The 19,669-nt window shown below is 38.3% G+C and carries 15 protein-coding genes and 2 tRNA genes; 5 read left to right on the plus strand and 12 right to left on the minus strand.

The window, feature by feature from the left end:
• Window positions 1-31 precede the first annotated feature (31 nt).
• Window positions 32-1,396 carry a UDP-N-acetylmuramate--L-alanine ligase gene (locus CGC47_RS03655; RefSeq protein WP_095899997.1) on the minus strand — a complete coding sequence of 455 codons (1,365 nt, stop codon included), beginning with the start codon at window positions 1,394-1,396 and terminating at the stop codon, window positions 32-34.
• 225 nt (window positions 1,397-1,621) lie between these two features.
• On the opposite strand from CGC47_RS03655, the gene CGC47_RS03660 reads away from it, so the two are divergent.
• The 4 genes from CGC47_RS03660 to CGC47_RS03675 all read left to right on the plus strand — a co-directional run bounded on the left by CGC47_RS03660 (window position 1,622) and on the right by CGC47_RS03675 (window position 7,130).
• The gene (locus tag CGC47_RS03660; protein WP_042001835.1) at window positions 1,622-3,115 is read left to right on the plus strand and encodes a polysaccharide deacetylase family protein; all 1,494 of its coding nucleotides are present in this window, start codon (window positions 1,622-1,624) and stop codon (window positions 3,113-3,115) included.
• Between the two features lie 195 nt (window positions 3,116-3,310).
• Complete coding sequence (lysA, locus tag CGC47_RS03665; protein ID WP_095900366.1) at window positions 3,311-4,522, plus strand: diaminopimelate decarboxylase; 1,212 nt, start codon at window positions 3,311-3,313, stop codon at window positions 4,520-4,522.
• 395 nt (window positions 4,523-4,917) lie between these two features.
• Complete coding sequence (recR, locus tag CGC47_RS03670; RefSeq protein WP_042001837.1) at window positions 4,918-5,535, plus strand: recombination mediator RecR; 618 nt, start codon at window positions 4,918-4,920, stop codon at window positions 5,533-5,535.
• Window positions 5,536-5,657: 122 nt separating this feature from the next.
• Entirely contained in the window at window positions 5,658-7,130 is a 1,473-nt protein-coding gene (locus CGC47_RS03675; RefSeq protein ID WP_169922911.1) for a dihydrolipoamide acetyltransferase family protein, read from the plus strand.
• A gap of 188 nt (window positions 7,131-7,318) precedes the next feature.
• Here the strand turns inward: CGC47_RS03675 and CGC47_RS03680 are convergent, their stop codons facing one another.
• The gene (locus tag CGC47_RS03680) at window positions 7,319-7,900 is read right to left on the minus strand and encodes a hypothetical protein (protein WP_042001842.1); all 582 of its coding nucleotides are present in this window, start codon (window positions 7,898-7,900) and stop codon (window positions 7,319-7,321) included.
• Window positions 7,901-8,133: 233 nt separating this feature from the next.
• Between CGC47_RS03680 and purL the strand changes: the two genes are divergently transcribed.
• Window positions 8,134-11,802 (plus strand): phosphoribosylformylglycinamidine synthase, encoded by a 3,669-nt coding sequence (gene purL / locus CGC47_RS03685; RefSeq protein WP_095900367.1) that lies wholly within the window; start codon window positions 8,134-8,136, stop codon window positions 11,800-11,802.
• A 62-nt stretch (window positions 11,803-11,864) separates the two neighbouring features.
• On the opposite strand, the gene ettA is transcribed toward purL, so the two are convergent.
• From ettA to lptB, 10 genes are all read right to left on the minus strand, one after another.
• Window positions 11,865-13,559: an energy-dependent translational throttle protein EttA gene (gene ettA / locus CGC47_RS03690; protein ID WP_042001845.1), complete on the minus strand. Its 1,695-nt coding sequence runs from the start codon at window positions 13,557-13,559 to the stop codon at window positions 11,865-11,867.
• 63 nt (window positions 13,560-13,622) lie between these two features.
• The gene (locus CGC47_RS03695) at window positions 13,623-15,173 is read right to left on the minus strand and encodes a sulfatase family protein (protein ID WP_042001848.1); all 1,551 of its coding nucleotides are present in this window, start codon (window positions 15,171-15,173) and stop codon (window positions 13,623-13,625) included.
• A 7-nt stretch (window positions 15,174-15,180) separates the two neighbouring features.
• Window positions 15,181-16,206 carry a quinone-dependent dihydroorotate dehydrogenase gene (locus CGC47_RS03700; protein WP_042001850.1) on the minus strand — a complete coding sequence of 342 codons (1,026 nt, stop codon included), beginning with the start codon at window positions 16,204-16,206 and terminating at the stop codon, window positions 15,181-15,183.
• Window positions 16,207-16,294: 88 nt separating this feature from the next.
• A tRNA-Val gene (locus CGC47_RS03705) sits at window positions 16,295-16,369 on the minus strand.
• Between the two features lie 25 nt (window positions 16,370-16,394).
• Window positions 16,395-16,469: transfer RNA gene (locus CGC47_RS03710), tRNA-Val, on the minus strand.
• Between the two features lie 191 nt (window positions 16,470-16,660).
• On the minus strand, window positions 16,661-17,236 hold the full coding sequence (locus CGC47_RS03715; protein WP_095899999.1) for a hypothetical protein: 576 nt from the start codon (window positions 17,234-17,236) through the stop codon (window positions 16,661-16,663).
• Between the two features lie 106 nt (window positions 17,237-17,342).
• Entirely contained in the window at window positions 17,343-17,720 is a 378-nt protein-coding gene (locus CGC47_RS03720; protein WP_013996809.1) for a methylglyoxal synthase, read from the minus strand.
• 25 nt (window positions 17,721-17,745) lie between these two features.
• Window positions 17,746-18,027 (minus strand): ATP-dependent Clp protease adaptor ClpS, encoded by a 282-nt coding sequence (locus tag CGC47_RS03725; protein ID WP_042001852.1) that lies wholly within the window; start codon window positions 18,025-18,027, stop codon window positions 17,746-17,748.
• 11 nt (window positions 18,028-18,038) lie between these two features.
• A complete protein-coding gene (gene prmA, locus CGC47_RS03730) occupies window positions 18,039-18,869 on the minus strand; it encodes a 50S ribosomal protein L11 methyltransferase (RefSeq protein ID WP_042001854.1) in 831 nt (276 codons plus the stop codon).
• 2 nt (window positions 18,870-18,871) lie between these two features.
• Window positions 18,872-19,612 (minus strand): LPS export ABC transporter ATP-binding protein, encoded by a 741-nt coding sequence (gene lptB, locus CGC47_RS03735; protein ID WP_013996806.1) that lies wholly within the window; start codon window positions 19,610-19,612, stop codon window positions 18,872-18,874.
• Between the last annotated feature and the right edge of the window lie 57 nt (window positions 19,613-19,669).

Consider the following 19,669-nt stretch of genomic DNA (forward strand, 5'->3'; position numbering starts at 1 on the left):
ACTAATTATATTATTTCATTCTGCCTTGTTTTTAATATTTTTTTATGATTTTGTCGATTAAGTTCTGAAAGTTAAGTCCTCCGTAATTCCCTGAACTCATCAGTAACAACACAGAATTATTATAGGTTTTATTATAGATATACTCTTGAAAATCAGCAGATTTATTAAAAACTTTGATATCTTCTCTTTGGAACATCTCACGGATAAATTCAGGAGAAATATCTGCCACACCTTTGGTTTTTAATGCACCTTCATCATAATAAACCACAGCAGAAGTAGCCTCATCAAGTGAACCTGCATATTCTTTCAAAAATTCGGGGCGTAAACTACTGAAAGTGTGCAACTCTAAAAAGGCTTCGACCTCTTTTTCAGGGAATTGCTCCACCACCGAAGCTACAGTTGCCCGTACCTTACTTGGAGCGTGTGCAAAATCTTTAAAAACAGCCACTTTTTCAGATAAATACATCTTTTCCAAACGCTTTGAAGCACCTTTAAAAGAAAGTATCGCTTGATAAAAGTCATTTTCATCAACCCCCATATGTTGGCAGATTTGCTTAGCCCCTTCCAAGTTACTCATATTGTGCTTCCCGAAAATTTCCAGAGGAAGCTCTCCTTCTTCGGTAATTAGATACGTAATACCTTTTCGTATGTGATAATGAGGCGTATGATAGGGAAGTTTACGAATAGGATTTTCAGTTTCGTTTACTATTTTAACAAGTAGTGTATCTTCTTCATTATAAACAAGTATCCCACCATTAACGATACTATCAACGAATACTTTGAACTGTTGGGCATAAACTTCAGGTGTTGGGAAAACATTGATATGATCCCAAGCTATTCCGCTAACTAATGCAATATTAGGCTTGTACCAATGAAACTTGGATTTTAAATCAATGGGAGAGGAAAGGTATTCGTCTCCTTCAATAAGCATAAACTCTGCCGTTTGTGAAAGCCGAACCATACGCTCAAATCCTTCTAATTGAGCGCCTACTAAATAATCTACCGCTATTCCGCAGTAATTCATCACGTGTAAAACCATTGATGTAATGGTCGTTTTTCCGTGACTTCCCCCAATTACCACACGGGTTTTGTTTTTGGAATGCTCATAAATAAACTCAGGATAGGAACAAATTCTTAGTCCCAAACGCTGTGCTTCTAGAAGTTCAGGATTATCCTTTTTGGCGTGCATTCCTAAGATAACAATATCTAAATCAGAGGTTATTTTTTCAGGGAACCAGCCCATAGCTTGGGGCAAGAGTCCCGCTTGTTGCAATCGGGAACGAGAAGGTTCATAGATAGCATCGTCACTACCACTCACCACATTACCCAATTGGGAAAGTTCTAAAGCTAAATTGTGCATCGCAGCACCTCCTATTGAAATAAAATGTATTCGCATTAGTTTAATTTTATTCAGAGTGTAAAGGTACGCAATTTTACTATAACACAAAACAAACTCTAATGCTTGGCTTTCGGCAGATAGTAATTAGTGATTAGTTGCTTTTAAACCTGAAACTCAGTACTTGGAACTTGGAACTTGGCACTTTATCCTTCTAAAAAACTTACCCTTTGTCCTTTGGTTAAAATAGTACTATATTTGCCCATAAAATTATCTTGAACAAATATGAAAAACTTTCTTTACTCTGGAGTACTCTCCTTGTTGTTAGTTGCTTGTAACAACACCAAAACGAAAACCAATTCATCTGATGAAAATGTAGAGGCGAATGCAGAAATCACTGAATTTGTGCCACTTCCTGAAGAAACTATCATTACCAATTCCGAAGATGATATTCAGGTTTACACCGTGAAAATTGGCAATGACCCCGAAAAAAGCCATTTAACGGCTTCATTTCCAGTTACAGCGTATGAGTTTGTAAATCAAAGTGAAAAAGCTTTTACTGAAACTCTTGTAAACGAATTTAAACAAACTTTCAAGGAAGACCGAAATAAGGAATCTGTATCTAGTTTGGATTTTAATCAACACTTTGAAGTTAAATATCATTCAGCAGATTTTCTTATATTTCTTCACGAGCGAAATGTTTCTTACGGAAATACTTACGATGATTCTTTCATTGTTTCGGCTTTCGATTTGAAAAATAAAAAGAAACTTCAACCTAAAGATTTTTTCAAAAATGAAACAAGTTTTGAACAATTTGCACAAGAAATGAAAAATATAGGTCGCGATTTGCTGAAAAAACGCATACAAGAATCTTCAAGTTATGCCAATGATGAGGAGCGAAATGAAGTGTTGCAATCATTGGAAGAGGCTCTGACAGAAGGAACACTTCCTAACGAAAAAAACTATGACGGATTGTTCTTTGATGAGAAAGGCGATTGGTATGTTCTTTTCGATAAATATCAGATTGCTAGTGGTTCAATGGGAGATTTCACAATACAAGTTCCAAAAGATATTATTGAAAAGTATGTTAGCGACACTTTCTTGCAAATTTTCAAAAAAGAAGAAAGTAGTACTCAAATTTCTGATATAAATATTTCTAAACCAACATATTCAGGAGTAGATTGCTCGAAAGTTCCGTGTGTGGCACTTACTTTTGATGACGGACCTTCGGTGTACACCTCACAGCTTTTGGACGCTTTAAAGGAGGAAGATGTAAAGGCTACTTTTTTCGTATTAGGGAAGTCGGCATCGGTTCAAAAACAAACACTTAAGCGTATGGCAGAAGAAGGGCATAACATCGGTAATCATTCGTATGACCACAAAGATTTTCGTAAAATTTCAGACGAGGAAGCATTACGACAAATCAACCTTACCGATGAGATTGTGTCAGGAATCACGGGTGAAAAACCACGATATTTCCGCTTTCCGTATGGTGCTCATACTAAGGAAAATTTGGCAATGGTAGGCAGACCTGTAATTATGTGGAATGTTGACCCTCTCGACTGGAAATACCGTGAGGCAAGTCGTGTAGCCGAAGCAATGTCAAAAACTTCACCACAAGGGATTATTTTGGCACACGACATTCATAAAAGTACGGTACAGGCAATTCCGCAAGTAATTAAAAATTTAAAATCGCAAGGCTATCATATTGTGTCACTTGATGATTTATTCCGCCAGAAAGCATTGAAAAACGGACAAACCTATTCCAGCGGAAAGTAAATCCGAAACGATAATACATCATAATATAATAAGCATAAACAAGGAGATTGAACATTTTCAATCTCCTTGTTTGTTATAAATAAAACTTCTTGTTGTAATAATATTATTATTTTCAAAAATTGTTTGAAATTCTAAAAGTTAGTTTATTTTTGTACAAACAAAATATGAACCTTATTAAATTTGATTTATAAAATGATAAAAACAACAGACTTACTGGCTATTTCCGAGCGCTTCGGTAATCCCATATACGTTTACGACGCTCATAAAATCATCTCACAATATCAAAGACTTACCTCAGCGTTTACCCAAGTGAAGCATTTGCGTATAAACTATGCAGTAAAAGCGCTTTCCAACATTTCTGTATTGAAATTACTCAAACAACTCGGAAGCGGTTTGGATACCGTATCCATACAAGAAGTACAGCTGGGACTGATGGCTGGGTTTGCTCCGCAACAAATCATCTTTACTCCCAATGGTGTTTCAATGGAAGAAATTGAACAAGCGGCTGAACTGGGCGTTCAAATCAATATTGATAACCTCTCGGTTTTGGAACAATTCGGAAGCAAACATCCTGAAATTCCGGTGTGTATACGTATCAATCCGCACGTAATGGCAGGGGGCAACAACAACATTTCGGTTGGGCATATCGACAGTAAATTCGGAATTAGTATTCATCAAGTGCCGTTAATACTTCGTATTGTAGAAAATACCAAAATGCGTATCAACGGCATTCATATGCATACTGGAAGCGACATTCTTGATATTGATGTTTTTCTGTACGCCTCGGAAATTCTTTTTGAACAAGCCAAACATTTTCTTGAGTTAGAGTTTATTGATTTCGGAAGCGGATTTAAAGTTCCCTACAAAGAGAACGATATTCAAACCGACATTGAAGAATTGGGTAAAAAGCTCTCAAAACGATTCAATGCCTTTTGTAAATCATACGGACGAGAGCTTACCCTTGCCTTTGAACCTGGTAAATTTTTGGTGAGCCAATCGGGGTACTTTTTAGCTAAAGTTAATGTGGTGAAACAAACCACCTCTACGGTTTTTGCAGGAATTGACTCGGGGTTTAATCATTTAATACGCCCAATGTTTTACGGAGCTTCGCATCATATTGAAAATTTATCGAATTTAAACGGTAAGAAACGCTTTTATTCAGTGGTGGGATATATTTGTGAGACGGATACTTTTGCCTCAAACCGACAGATTTCTGAAATATCAGAAGGTGATATTTTATGTTTTCACAATGCGGGGGCGTACTGCTTTACAATGTCGAGCAACTACAACTCGCGTTTTCGTCCTGCCGAGGTACTTTGGTATAATGACCAAGCCCATTTAATCCGCAAGGCAGAAACCTTGGAAGACCTCACCCGAAACCAAATTGAGGTAGATTTGCCCCTTTAAACCCCATAAATAAAGCCAAAAAGTCCGCCACAAGAGCGGACTTTTCGGCTTAAAACTAACTAATTCGCAAGTGAAAACAATAACAACTGACATTTTATTACACAAGAACTTTTCTTCACTCTGCGAACCGCATTTGAAATATAAAAACACTATTACGACCTATCATCATTGCAGCTTCATACCCAATCAAAGCAGTAAAACCAAAAACGCTGTATGAAAAACAAACAATGACAGGGCAAATATAAAACAGCTTTCCAAAAAAACAAAATTTATTTGGAATAATTTTAAATAGTGAATACAATTGATTTTAAATCAGAATTATAAAAAACACAAAAACTAACAACAAACAAAGTTTTTAAAGCATTTTATTACCTTTGTCGCACGATTATAACTTTATGGAATTCTCATCGAAATTATTAGAAAACGCCGTTTACGAAATTGCACAACTGCCTGGAATTGGGAAACGTACTGCCTTACGTTTGGCACTACATCTACTCAAACAACCCCAAGAACAAAGTCTGCGACTAGCAAATGCACTATCCTCGTTACGTCAGCAAATTGGGTATTGCGAGTCTTGCTTCAATATCTCCGACACACCCATTTGCCCAATATGTGCCAATCACAGCCGTAATGGCGAACTGATTTGTGTGGTAGAAGATTTTCGAGATGTAATGGCTATTGAAAATACGGGACAATTCTTTGGTAAATATCACGTACTTGGTGGAAAAATATCACCCATAGATGGTGTAGGTCCGCTCAACTTAAACATTTCTCAATTGGTAGAAAGGGTAAAAAACGGGGGTGTTAAAGAAATCATCTTTGCACTGAGCAACACGATGGAGGGCGACACTACTAATTTTTACATCTACAAGCAAATCGAAAAATACAACATCATCACCTCTACCATAGCACGTGGTATATCGGTGGGAAGTGAACTGGAGTATGCCGATGAAATCACTTTGGGTAGAAGCATCTTACAGCGTATTCCCTTTGAACATACCCTAAAACTATAATCCCAGCGTTAATTTTAACGTTTGAAAAAGCGTAAATACACACATTTTTTATATATTTGGGGGCTTTCCGATATCTGACGGAAATACTACCATTCATTACTAAAATAATTTTTGAAAATACAATGGCTAAATATGAATTAAGATTGCCTCAAATGGGCGAAAGTGTTGCTGAAGCTACCATTACAGCTTGGCTTAAAAAAGTAGGTGATACAATTGAAGCAGAAGAAAGTATTGTTGAGGTGGCTACCGATAAGGTGGATTCAGAAATTCCTTCAGAAGTTAGTGGCGTAATTACTGAAATTTTGTTTGAGGTTGACCAAGTGGTGAAAATTGGGCAGGTAATGGCCATTATCGAAACGGAACAAACTCAAGAAGCCCCCTCCACAGAGGAATTATCTGCTGAGGTTGAGCAACAACCTACTAATCAAACGTTCCAAAGCCCCACTTTTGACAATCCGTTTGAGGTTGCCTATAAGCTATCCAACCCTGAACCAGAGCAAGTTTCTACCGAGACCACAACCGACTATAACTTCCCACCCGAGCTTGACCGTTTCTATTCGCCTTTAGTAAAAAGCATCGCTAAAAAAGAGGGCATTTCCTTATTAGAACTTAACAAAATATTAGGTACAGGGGCAGATAATCGTGTAACCAAAGACGATATCTTGATGTATTTGGAAAGCCGTCGTGTACTACAAGAAACTTCAAGTGAAACGACACCAACTCCCCTTGAAAAAGCATCTGAAAAAACCCCAATAAGTCAAATTGCCGAGCAAGTACCTTTCGTACCCACACAAATGAAAACCTACGATAGTGTACCGAGCATTACACCTATGGAGGAAAAACAGTCGGAATCGGAAAAAACTGATGCTAAGTCACTTACTGCCACTGGTGACGAAATCATTGAGATGACGCGTATGGGTAAAATGATTTCCGAACATATGACCCGAAGCAAACAAACTTCGGCGCACGTACAAAGCTTTACTGAGGTAGATGTTACCCGCATTTGGAATTGGCGTAATAAGGTCAAAAAAGCATTCGAAACACGCGAGGGCGAAAAATTCACCTTTACACCTATCTTTATGGAAGCTGTTACCCAAGCCCTAAAAGATTATCCAATGATGAATATTTCGGTAGAAGACACCAAAATCATCAAAAAGAAAAATATTAACATTGGTATGGCTACAGCCCTGCCCGACGGGAACTTGATTGTTCCTGTGATAAAAAATGCCGACCAACTCAGTCTGCGCGGTATGGCAAAAGTAGTTAACGATTTGGCAACTCGTGCTCGTGCCGGACAGCTCAAACCCGATGAGGTAAAAGATGGCACCTACACCGTTACTAACATCGGTTCGTTTGGCAATGTATTTGGTACGCCTATTATCAATCAGCCTCAAGTGGGTATTTTAGCCATAGGAGCTATTCGTAAAGTTCCTGCAGTGATTGAAACCCCCGACGGCGACCTTATCGGTATCCGATACAAAATGATGCTTTCGCACAGCTACGACCACCGCGTGGTAAATGGTGCCTTGGGTGGTATGTTTGTGCAACGTGTAGCCGAGTATTTAGAGCATTGGGACATTACCCGTGAGGTATAAACATTATTTTCTTTACATACCTATCATTTGGCCGAAACCTACCGTTTCGGCTTTTTTTATTGGTAATTAGGAGCAACTTGTCAGTGCATTTCATTGAGCGAACCCCCTAAAAAACACATCAAGCTAATAATATCAGCTACAAATATTTAAAGCTGAAAAAATCTGGATTTTATTGCAATGAAATTGATTTACTTTTTCAAGTAATTACTCAAACGGTAAAATAGTAAATAAAGTGCTATATTCAGTATAAAACCAACAACAAATATGTAGATATTGACATCAACATATTGTGTTTTAAAATATTTTGCTAACCATTGCAAATCTGCAACACATTTGTTAAAACTATAATTGATTTTCACAATTGGATACCGCTTATATACCCATAAAAGCAAATATATATTACCAACAAGCATAACGATGGTTAATAAGCTAAAAACATTTAATCTCTTGTTTATAAAATATTTACCCACAAAATATACTCCTATTACAATAGGCACTATTGTTTGAAAATACAAATTAAAATAAACAGATATCTCCTTATAATTCAACCCCAAAAACCAACCTAAGACATATAAAAAGGCAGCACATATCGAAAAAAGAAGTAACATAAGACCATTTTTAATCTTGAGAAAAAAATCAAAAATACCAGATAACCAATTTGTTTCTTGATGAGTAACAGCTAATTCTTGTCCATAAGATAAAAACACTACCAAAATTACTATTCCCAAAATTATTTTCTTCATCTTTTCTAAAAGTAAAAATTCGTTCATTAAAGCTATTTATAGCGCCACACTCAAGTATTTTTAAAAAAAAACAAACTGATATTCATTACATTACAAAAGTAAAGCATTACTTTACATACAAAATACTCTTAATTTTATTTAAAATAAAACAAATATACTATTTTTTAGGTATATGCAAATTTTAATACAGAAAACGTAAATAAAAATACTTTCCATTTTGGTAAAAAAAATTAAATTTGTGGCTTCAAAATGAAATCACTATGATACATTTCTTTAAGAACCAAACCCCAACCATTTACGCCGTACAAAGTTCGGCAGTTTTTTCAACACAAACCATTCAGAAGTTAGAATGGCTCTTTGGCGGAGCTTCATATTTGTCTCAAAACGAATTGAAAGGAACCTTTATCGGACCTCGTGCAACGATGATTACGCCTTGGAGTACCAATGCCGTAGAAATTACCCAAAATATGGGCATTGAAGGCATCAGTCGTATCGAAGAATTTTTGGAAGTTACTGCCGATTTTTCGGATTTCGACCCTATGCTTTTGCAGAAATACAATGATTTAACACAAAATATCTTCACCATAAACATTGAGCCCGAAGCCATTACCGAGATTGACAATATCGCTCTGTACAATGAAAAAGAAGGACTTGCACTAAGTGACGAAGAAATTACTTATCTGGAAAACTTGTCCCAAAAAATAGGACGAAAACTTACCGATTCGGAGGTTTTTGGATTTTCACAGGTCAATTCCGAACATTGCCGACATAAAATATTCAACGGAACTTTTGTAATTGATGGACAAGAACAACCGCTTTCGCTCTTTAAAATGATAAAAAGAACCTCAGAGGCTCACCCCAATAGCATTGTTTCGGCATATAAGGACAATGTCGCCTTTTTGCAAGGTCCTGAGGTGATACAATTTGCTCCAAAAAGTTTTGATAAACCCGATTTTTATCAAGAAAAACCCTTTGAGTCAGTCATTTCATTAAAAGCAGAAACGCATAATTTCCCTACTACGGTTGAGCCTTTCAACGGAGCTGCAACAGGCTCTGGCGGAGAAATACGCGACCGCTTAGCGGGCGGACAAGGTTCACTCCCCTTAGCAGGAACCGCTGTTTATATGACTGCTTATTCGCGTTTGGAGAAAACACGCCCTTGGGAACAAGCAATGGACGAACGCCAGTGGCTTTATCAAACCCCAATGGATATTCTTATCAAGGCTTCAAACGGAGCTTCCGATTTTGGTAACAAATTTGGACAACCACTTATTACAGGTTCGGTACTAACCTTTGAGCATCAAGAAGATGCTTTGAAATTGGGCTTCGACAAGGTCATTATGCTTGCTGGGGGCGTGGGCTACGGCAAAAAAGAAATGGCACAGAAGAAACAACCTCAAACCAATGATGAAATTGTGGTGCTGGGAGGTGAAAATTATCGTATCGGAATGGGAGGTGCTGCCGTATCATCAGCAGATACAGGTGCTTTTGGTTCAGGAATTGAGCTTAACGCCATTCAGCGTTCCAATCCTGAAATGCAAAAACGCGTAGCCAATGCCATCCGAGCTTTGGTAGAGAGCGATGAAAATCCTATTATTTCTATCCACGACCATGGTGCAGGAGGACATCTGAATTGCCTCTCGGAATTGGTCGAAGAAACAGGTGGGAAAATAGACCTTGACAAACTTCCGATAGGAGACCCTACCCTATCTGCCAAAGAAATTATTGGAAACGAATCACAAGAGCGTATCGGGCTGGTAATACAAGAAAAAGACGCCGATTTCTTACGTAAAATTGCCGAACGCGAACGTTCTCCTATGTACCAAGTAGGAAAAGTAACAGGAGATAAACGCTTTGTTTTCAGTTCCCAAACCAAAGGCGATACCCCTATGGATTTGGCTCTTGCCGATATGTTCGGAAGTTCGCCCAAAACCATTATGAACGATATTACTCAAAAACAACATTATCAAGAATTAAATTACGACAAAAAACAAATACCCAACTACCTACACCAAGTGCTTCAACTCGAAGCCGTTGCGTGTAAAGATTGGCTAACCAATAAAGTAGACCGATGCGTGGGCGGACGTGTAGCTAAGCAACAATGCGTGGGTGCCTTACAACTTCCGCTGAACAACGTAGGAGTGATGGCTTTGGATTTCAAAGGAAAAGAAGGTATAGCAACCAGTATAGGACACTCCCCGCTTACGGCTCTTATCGACCCTGTGGCAGGAAGTAGAAATGCCGTAGCAGAAGCCTTGACCAATATCGTTTTTGCTCCTTTGGAAAAAGGTTTGGAGAGCGTTTCGCTTTCCGCCAATTGGATGTGGGCTTGTAATAACCAAGGCGAAGATGCTCGTTTGTATCAGGCAGTAAAAGGATGTTCGGAATTTGCCATTGAATTAGGAATCAATATCCCAACAGGAAAAGATTCGCTTTCGATGAAGCAAAAATACCCTAACGGAGAAAATGTTATCGCCCCTGGAACGGTCATCATTTCGGCAATTGGGCACTGCTCGGATATCAAAAAAGTAATTGAGCCTGTGGCAAAAGTAAACGGAGGTTCGTTGTATTATATCAATCTGTCCAAAGATATTTTCAAATTAGGAGGTTCTTCTTTGGGACAAATTCTGAACAAGATAGGCACACAAGCCCCTACCATTGCCGATGCCCAAGCCTTCAAAAACGGATTTAATACATTACAAAAAGCTATTAATCAACAGCTTATCATAGCAGGACACGACGTGGGAAGTGGCGGACTTATCACCACACTTCTGGAAATGTGCTTTGCAGAAAACAACATTGCCTTAAGTGTAAATCTGTCTTCACTAAACGAAAAAGACAGCGTAAAGGCTTTGTTTAACGAGAATATTGCCGTAGTGGTACAGGCACAGAATGACGCCTCTTTGGAACAATTTCTGAAAGAAAATGAGGTAGATTTCCAAAAAATAGCACAAGTAGTTGAGACCGACACCATTGAGATAGAAAACTTTGAAGACACTTTCGCTTTTTCAGTGGCTGAATTACGAGATATTTGGTTCAAAACCTCTTATCTTTTGGATAAAAAGCAAACGCACAACAATATGGCGGAGGCACGTTATGAAAACTACAAAAATCAACCGCTAAAATACATTTTGCCTACTCATTTTGATGGAAAGCTACCGCAAGTGCCTCAAAATCGACCAAAAGCTGCTATCATACGTGAAAAAGGAAGCAACTCGGAACGCGAAATGGCTAATGCTATGTATCTGGCAGGATTTGATGTAAAAGATGTACATATGACCGACCTTATCTCGGGACGTGAAACTCTTGAAGATGTGCAATTTATCGGAGCTGTTGGCGGATTTTCAAATTCTGATGTACTGGGAAGTGCCAAAGGCTGGGCAGGAGCGTTCTTATACAACGAAAAAGCAAAAACAGCCTTAGACAATTTCTTCAAAAGAGAAGATACGCTTTCGGTAGGTATCTGCAATGGATGTCAATTATTTATGGAATTGGAACTCATTCACCCCGAACACCCAGTTCACGGAAAAATGAAGCACAACCTTTCGCAAAAGCACGAGAGCGGATTTACATCGGTTACCATACAAAAAAATAATTCGGTGATGCTTTCATCTTTGGAAGGAGCTACATTGGGCATCTGGATTTCGCACGGCGAAGGAAGGTTTCTTCTACCAGAGACTGAAAATCAATACCATATCGTAGCAAAATACGCTTACGCAAGCTATCCTGCCAACCCTAATGGTTCGGATTATAATACAGCAATGCTTTGCGACAAAACAGGGCGTCACTTAGTATCAATGCCTCATTTTGAGCGTTCTATTTTCCAATGGAATTGGGCAAACTATCCCGAAGGTCGCCACGATGAAGTATCACCTTGGATAGAAGCGTTTGTAAATGCTCGTAAATGGATTGAAGCAAAGAATAAATAACAACCCAATATCTGAAAAGCAAAAAGGATTTGAAACTAGTTTCAAATCCTTTTTTGTTATAATTAACTACGTATCAGCCTCTTATACTTAATTCTGGTTGGGGTAACTTCTTTGCCAAGACGTTTGCGTTTATTTTCCTCATATTCAGAGAAACTTCCTTCAAAGAAATACACTTGGGAATCTCCTTCAAAAGCTAAAATATGCGTACAAATTCTGTCCAAGAACCATCGGTCGTGTGAGATGACCACCGCACAACCTGCAAAGTTTTCCAAACCTTCCTCCAAAGCTCGTAACGTATTCACATCTAAATCGTTGGTCGGCTCGTCGAGTAAAAGTACGTTTCCTTCTTCTTTTAAGGTCATTGCTAAATGTAATCGGTTACGTTCCCCACCTGAGAGTGTAGCCACTTTTTTGTTTTGATCACTTCCGCTGAAGTTAAAACGACTCAGATAAGCTCTGGAATTCACTTGATGTCCTCCCATCATAATTAAGTCTTGTCCGTCAGAGAAATTCTCCCAAATGGATTTGTTAGGGTCGATATTTTTATGCGTTTGGTCAACATACGCAATTTTAACTGTATCCCCGATGATAAATTCCCCAGCATCAGGTTTTTCCTCTCCCATAATCATACGGAAAATGGTCGATTTACCAGCTCCGTTAGGTCCAATCACTCCGACAATTCCTGCTTGTGGCAATACAAAATTCAAATTATCATACAATAGTTTATCTCCAAAAGCTTTGGCAACTCCTTTTGCTTCAATTACGTTGGTTCCTAAACGAGGTCCGTTCGGGATATAGATTTCTAACTTTTCATCCAATTGTTTTTGATCTTCATTCAAAAGTCGGTCGTAATTTTGCAAACGTGCTTTTTGCTTGGTTTGACGTCCTTTTGCTCCCTGACGCACCCATTCCAATTCTCTTTCAAGGATTTTACGTCGTTTGGAAGCCGTTTTTTCCTCTTGCTCCAATCGTTTTGCCTTTTGGTCGAGCCAAGAAGAGTAATTTCCTTTCCAAGGAATTCCTTCTCCCCTATCCAATTCCAAAATCCAACCCGCAACATTATCCAAAAAGTATCGGTCGTGAGTGACAGCAATTACAGTTCCTGCGTATTGTTGCAAATGTTGCTCTAACCATAATACAGACTCAGCATCTAGGTGGTTGGTTGGCTCATCAAGCAACAGAACATCAGGTTGTTGCAGAAGCAAACGACACAACGCCACACGACGACGCTCTCCTCCTGATAAAACCTTGATAGGCGTATCCGGTTCTGGCGTTCTGAGGGCGTCCATTGCTATTTCCAGCTTATTGTCTATCTCCCAACCGCCACAAGCATCAATTTTATCTTGTAATTCAGCTTGTTTGTCCATCAATTTTTGCATTTTATCGGGGTCGGAATAGACTTCTTCAAGCCCAAACATATCATTTATCTTGTTGAACTCTTCCAAAATGGCAATTGTTTCAGCAGCTCCCTCGCGAACCACTTCGATCACCGTTTTATTTTCGTCCAGTTGAGGTTCTTGTTCCAGATAACCCACCGTATAGCCAGGAGCGAACACCACATCGCCTTGATGATTTTTATCAACTCCTGCAATTATTTTCAAAAGAGAAGATTTTCCAGAGCCATTAAGCCCTAAAATACCTATTTTAGCCCCATAAAAGAAACTCAAATAAATATCCTTAAGCACTTGTTTATTCGTCGAAGCGTAAGTTTTACTCACCTTCGACATCGAAAAAATTACTTTCTTATCGTCTGACATATTTTTTAGATTAAAATAATTGAAAATTAAATAATTAAAAAGATTTGAAGATTATAGATACTTCTAACGCATATACCCTTTTTCAGTTTCGGCTTTGAGTAAGGCTTTAAGACGCTGTACCTGCTCAGGGTGCTCCGTAGCGATATTTTTCATCTCTGATATATCCTCTTTAATGTGATACAACTGTTCTTCAGAGGAATTACCTAAGGGAGTTTGTGTAAGTTTATTATAGTGTGCTCTTTGATTGGGCACGATGTACTTCCAAGTTCCGTCGTAAATGGATAAAGCCCCTGCTGAACTGATTACATAATCACGCCCCTTAGCATCTTTGCCTAACAGAGTTTGAAGTTGATTTTGGCTATCAGCCGCCGCTCCTTGAGGTAAATCACTATTGAGCAATGCGGCCATAGAAGCGTACAAATCCACTTGAGAGACCAAAGCATCGGAAACACCACGTGCTATCTTTCCTTTCCAACTAACAATAAACGGAACACGCGTACCTGCCGTAAAATTGCTGTATTTTCCGCCTCTTTTATGGAAATTTCCCCAAGGACGATGCTCCCCTAACATTTCTTCAGATTGGTCTTGATAACCATCATCTATTACTGGTCCGTTATCACTACTAAGTATAATTAAAGTATTCTCCAGCAAATGATTTTTTTGGAGAGTTTCGATAATTTGACCTACCGTCCAATCGAACTGCAACAGGGCATCGCCCCTAAGCCCAAGTCCGCTTTTACCCACGAAACGCGAATGCGGATAACGAGGCACGTGAATATCGTTAGTTCCGACATACAAGAAAAAAGGTTTTTCTTTATGTTGTTCAATAAATTGAATGGCTTTGGCAGTGATGGTATCGGCAATGTTTTCATCTTGCCAAAGTGCTTTTCCGCCCCCTTTCATATATCCGATACGAGAAATTCCGTTAACTATGGCTTGGTCGTGTCCGTGATTCAGCGAAGGTTTCTGCTTAGTTACCAAGTGCGGATGCGTTTTGCCCAAAGGTTCGCCCTCAAAAGGCTTGTCATAGCTTACCGCAATAGGGAATTGGGCATCGTAATTGGCAACACGTTGGTTTTCTATCCATACGCAGGGCACACGGTCGCCAGTGGCAGCCATTATGTATGAATGTGAAAACCCAATATCTGTAGGTCCTGGAGTTATAAATCCGTTCCAATTTTGAGAACCTTGTGTATCGCCGAGCCCCAAATGCCATTTACCAATGGCGGCAGTAACATAACCCTTTGATTGAAATAGACTGGCTATAGTGGATTGCTCAGGACGAATTACCATACCTGCATCGCCTGTGGCAATTCCAGTATCCTTACGTCTCCAATTGTATTGCCCTGTAAATAAAGAATATCGGGAAGGGGTACACGTAGCCGCTGTAGTATGGGCATTGGTAAAGCGTAAGCCTTCTTGCGATAATTTATCCACTTGAGGGGTTTGAATTGCTGTGGCACCATAACAACTAAAATCAGCATACCCAATATCATCTGCAATAATAAAAATGACATTAGGCGGATTTTCATTAGCTTTTTGTTGCTGATTTTTAGTCGTATTACAAGCGACTATCAAACAAGTAGTTAAAACAAACAGGTATTTCCTTACCATAAATTTTCTATTTTTTATTCATTTGAATAATATGCCGATTGATTTGTTTTATAAGCCCTGCACCTTCATAAATAAACCCTGTATAGAGTTGTACCAAAGAGGCTCCTGCCTCAAGTTTTTCAATCGCATCTGCTGCCGAATGTATCCCTCCTACCCCAATAATAGGAAACGCCTTTTGGCTTTTTTCCGAAAGAAAGCGAATAACTTCCGTAGAACGGTGCTTCAAGGGTTTTCCGCTTAGTCCTCCTATTTCTTGGCTTTCTGAAGATTTAAGCCCCTCACGAGCAATGGTAGTGTTAGTGGCTATTACCCCAGCAATTTGCGTTTCTTTTACAATATCAATAATATCTAATAGCTGTTCATCGGTTAAATCGGGCGCAATCTTAAGCAAAATGGGCTTGGGTTTTACTTTTTGTACATTACGTTGTTGCAAAGTATTGAGTAGTTGAGTTAGCGGTTCTTTTTCTTGCAACGTTCTCAAATTAGGCGTATTGGGTGAACTTACATTAACTACAAAATAATCCACATAATCAAAAAGGGCATCAAAGCAAATGCAATAATCATCGGTTGCCTTTTCATTTGGAGTAACTTTATTCTTACCGATATTTCCCCCTATCAGAACGTTTTTATTGGATTTTAATCGTTTTACGGCCGCCTGAACCCCTTCATTATTAAAGCCCATACGGTTAATAATTGCCGAATCGGCCTTTAATCTAAAAAGTCTTTTTTTCGGATTTCCTGATTGAGGCTTTGGGGTTACCGTTCCAATTTCAATAAATCCGAAGCCAAGGTTTGAAAGCTCTTTGTAAAGCTTGGCATCTTTGTCGAGCCCTGCGGCAAGTCCTACTGGATTTTTAAACTTCAAACCAAAAACTTCACGCTCCAATGCTGGATGCTTTATTTGATGTATTTTTCTTATTAAAGTAGGCACCCCTGGTACTTTATGAACCATTTTAAGGAAGTTAAACACAAAATGATGTGCTTTTTCGGGGTCTGAAAGAAAAAGAAGCGGTCGAATAATTTGCTTGTACATAACTAAATTTAGGTTTGCACAAAGATAGCTATTTTAGGCATTCTACAAAAGCAAAAAATCCTCGAAAGAGTTTCTTTCGAGGATTTAGTGGGTCCTACTGGATTCGAACCAGTGACCCTCTGCTTGTAAGGCAGATGCTCTGAACCAGCTGAGCTAAGAACCCTAAATAACCATAAATCTAAACTAAGTGGGTCCTACTGGATTCGAACCAGTGACCCTCTGCTTGTAAGGCAGATGCTCTGAACCAGCTGAGCTAAGAACCCTTAGTGCTTTATTGCGGTTGCAAATGTAGTACATTTTTTTATTTATGCAAACTTTATTCACAGAAAAATTAAAATATTTTTACAACATACTAAAAAACAATATTTTAAAATATTATTTTTTCATCAAAAAATCATCTTATTATTATTTTGTTACTATATGTTATTACTTATAGCCAAACAACTAGTGGTTTTCACCACAAAACATATTTTAATTTTAGCCCCAAGGTAGGAGCGAAAAGCCAGTATTTACTATTGCTTTCTTGCTTAACGTACGATTTGCGATAGTAATGCCCTATACCAATATGAAAGGTAAAAAGTAATCTTTTAGCGAGTTGTGTTTGTACACCCCAATGCACTTCATTAATCATTCTTATATCATTATCACGAGTAGCTCCGTATAGTATTTTATTTTGAAAGGCAATGAAATTTCCTTTATTAAAGGAATTATCCTTTCCTTTATGTTCACGATGATTACGATTGTAATAATGACGAAGAGCAACTTTGGTATAGGGTGAAAATTTTTCAGTTAGTGAATTTATTGAGTATCCCATTTCTGATCTAAAAAAGTCAGTAACTCCTACGGACAATTCAGCTTCAGTATTTTTTAAAAGAGGTTGTTCATAGGCAACGCCTAACGATATTATTGAGGCTTCCAAACTGAACTGCCTTTGTAAATCAGATTGAGCGTATGTAAAGAAAGGCAACCCTAAAAAAATAGCTCCTATTAGATAATTTTTTTTCGATAGGGGTAATTGTAATTTTTTCATACTTAAAAAATACTTTTTATTGAGCGTATGACAATTTGAGCTACATTTTTATTTGTAAATAATTGAATCAGAACTTATTTGTATTATATTGTTAAGCGAAACAAAATTAGGACATTTCATTTTCCAACCCCTTAAGAATGAGTTCGGCAGTTGCTGGATTGGTCGCAATAGGAACATTATGCACATCGCAAATACGCATCAGCATATTGATATCGGGCTCGTGAGGGTGTTTATCAAGCGGATCACGAAAGAAAAACACGCCTTGTACCTTACCTTCAGCAATTTGTGAAGCAATTTGTGCATCACCTCCGTGAGGTCCTGAAAGTACACGTTCCACCTGCAAACCTGCATTTTGAGCGTGCATTCCAGTAGTTCCAGTAGCTACAATTTCAATGTTTGCCGAATGCAAAAATGTCAAATGCTTGTTTAAAAAAGACACCATTTCGGCTTTTTTCCCATCGTGGGCTATTACGGCTAACTTCATTCTATTTTCTTTTTAAAAAATTACTTCAATGTATTTCGGCACTAAGCCCTGCTTCTAAAAGTGCAGTACAAGCGGGTTTTAACTCGTTATAACCTCCGCTTTTTACACTGCATTTTCCGTTAAAATGCACAATTATAGCACATTGTTCAGCTTGTTCTGGAGTATGGTCACAAACCATCATCAATGTTTCGATAACGTGATCAAACGTGTTGACATCATCATTGTATAAAACGATGGAGTATTCTTTTTCCACTTGTTCTTCCACAAGGACTTCAACCACAGTTTGTTCTTGGTATTGTAATTTCATCTTTTCTTGTTTTATTTATTGAATTGCAAGGCTACCCAACGGTTTCGTTCCAATTTTTGAACAAAAGTCAAGCCCTTCTGACTGCATTTTTCAGCAATAGCAGGAATATCCTCCTGATAAAATCCACTCAAAAAAAGTGTTCCGCCTTCGCATAACGACTCAACATAAATAGGGATATCTTCCAACAGTATGTTTCGATTGATGTTGGCTATAATTACATCAAAATTTTGGTCGTTCAGCAACGTAGCATCTCCTAAAAGTACTTTAATAAATTCTGTTTCATTGCGTTGAATATTTTCTTGAGCATTCTCGTAGCACCACGTATCAATATCTATTGCCGTTACATCAGTAGCTCCTTTTTTAGCTGCCATAATTGCCAAGACGCCCGTTCCGCAACCCATATCAAGTACTTTTTTACCCAAAAGTTGTGTATTAAGCAAAAACTCAAGCATCATATGTGTGGTTTCGTGATGCCCCGTACCGAAACTCATTTTCGGTTCGATAACAATGTCAAAAGGGGTGTTTGTTTTTTCGTGGAAAGGAGCTCGTACCGTAATTTGCTCATTTACCGTAATGGGATTAAAATTTTTCTCCCATTGCTCATTCCAATTGACCTGCTTGATGAGTTTTTGGGTATATGATATTTTAAATTCAGGATTTTTAAGGATATAGATATCGTCTAAAATTTCTGGATACCAATCCTTTTCTTGTACGTATGCCAAAATTCCGCTTTCAGAATCAACAAAACTTTCAAATCCGAATTCAGCCAATTCCGCTACCAAAATTTCACAAGCCTCTCCCAAAGGAGTGATTACAAAATCATATTCGATATAATTACTCATTGTCAGGAAAATAATTTTTTCTTACGAAGTTCAAAATTCTGCCCCAAATACACTTTTCGTACCACTTCATCAGCAGCTAATTCCTCGGGTACTCCTGCCTTCAAAATTCCTCCCTCAAACATCAGGTAGGTTCGGTCGGTAATCGCTAAGGTTTCTTGTACGTTGTGATCGGTAATTAAAATACCAATATTTTTATTTTTAAGCTGAGCTACAATACGTTGTATATCCTCCACCGCAACAGGGTCAACCCCTGCGAAAGGCTCGTCCAACAGAATAAAACTCGGATTGGTAGCCAGTGCACGGGCAATTTCGGTACGTCTGCGTTCTCCTCCCGAGAGTAAATCCCCCCGATTCTTGCGAATATGACCCAAGCTGAATTCTTCAATAAGCTCATCGGTTTTTTTTTGTTGTTCCTTTTTGGAAAGTTTAGTGAGTTGCAATACACTTAAAATGTTTTCTTCAATGCTCAATTTACGAAATACCGAAGCCTCTTGCGCCAAATAACCAATACCGCTTTGAGCTCTTTTATACATCGGATACTGGGTAATTTCTTTATTATCAAGATATATAGACCCTCCGTTAGGTTTAATAAGCCCAACAATCATATAAAAAGAAGTGGTTTTACCTGCTCCATTAGGACCTAAAAGCCCAACAATTTCACCTTGATTTACCTCCAAAGAAACGCCTTTAACTACCTTACGCCCTTTGTATATTTTAACAATATCGTTAACGATTAACTTCATACATTATGACTTTCAACTCGCAATATACTAAAATATACGATATCTCCCAAAGATTGT

It is taken from the genome of Capnocytophaga canimorsus, assembly GCF_002302565.1.
In the GTDB taxonomy this organism is placed as follows: Bacteria; Bacteroidota; Bacteroidia; order Flavobacteriales; family Flavobacteriaceae; genus Capnocytophaga; species Capnocytophaga canimorsus.

Excerpts from the sequence above, each read along its gene's own strand:
- CGC47_RS03655 (WP_095899997.1), bottom strand. The coding sequence starts at position 1,396 with ATGCGAATACATTTTATTTCAATAGGAGGTGCTGCGATGCACAATTTA.
- CGC47_RS03660 (WP_042001835.1), top strand. The coding sequence starts at position 1,622 with ATGAAAAACTTTCTTTACTCTGGAGTACTCTCCTTGTTGTTAGTTGCT.
- recR (WP_042001837.1), top strand. The coding sequence starts at position 4,918 with ATGGAATTCTCATCGAAATTATTAGAAAACGCCGTTTACGAAATTGCA.
- CGC47_RS03675 (WP_169922911.1), top strand. The coding sequence starts at position 5,658 with ATGGCTAAATATGAATTAAGATTGCCTCAAATGGGCGAAAGTGTTGCT.
- CGC47_RS03680 (WP_042001842.1), bottom strand. The coding sequence starts at position 7,900 with ATGAACGAATTTTTACTTTTAGAAAAGATGAAGAAAATAATTTTGGGA.
- purL (WP_095900367.1), top strand. The coding sequence starts at position 8,134 with ATGATACATTTCTTTAAGAACCAAACCCCAACCATTTACGCCGTACAA.
- ettA (WP_042001845.1), bottom strand. The coding sequence starts at position 13,559 with ATGTCAGACGATAAGAAAGTAATTTTTTCGATGTCGAAGGTGAGTAAA.
- CGC47_RS03695 (WP_042001848.1), bottom strand. The coding sequence starts at position 15,173 with ATGGTAAGGAAATACCTGTTTGTTTTAACTACTTGTTTGATAGTCGCT.
- CGC47_RS03700 (WP_042001850.1), bottom strand. The coding sequence starts at position 16,206 with ATGTACAAGCAAATTATTCGACCGCTTCTTTTTCTTTCAGACCCCGAA.
- CGC47_RS03715 (WP_095899999.1), bottom strand. The coding sequence starts at position 17,236 with ATGAAAAAATTACAATTACCCCTATCGAAAAAAAATTATCTAATAGGA.
- CGC47_RS03720 (WP_013996809.1), bottom strand. The coding sequence starts at position 17,720 with ATGAAGTTAGCCGTAATAGCCCACGATGGGAAAAAAGCCGAAATGGTG.
- CGC47_RS03725 (WP_042001852.1), bottom strand. The coding sequence starts at position 18,027 with ATGAAATTACAATACCAAGAACAAACTGTGGTTGAAGTCCTTGTGGAA.
- prmA (WP_042001854.1), bottom strand. The coding sequence starts at position 18,869 with ATGAGTAATTATATCGAATATGATTTTGTAATCACTCCTTTGGGAGAG.
- lptB (WP_013996806.1), bottom strand. The coding sequence starts at position 19,612 with ATGAAGTTAATCGTTAACGATATTGTTAAAATATACAAAGGGCGTAAG.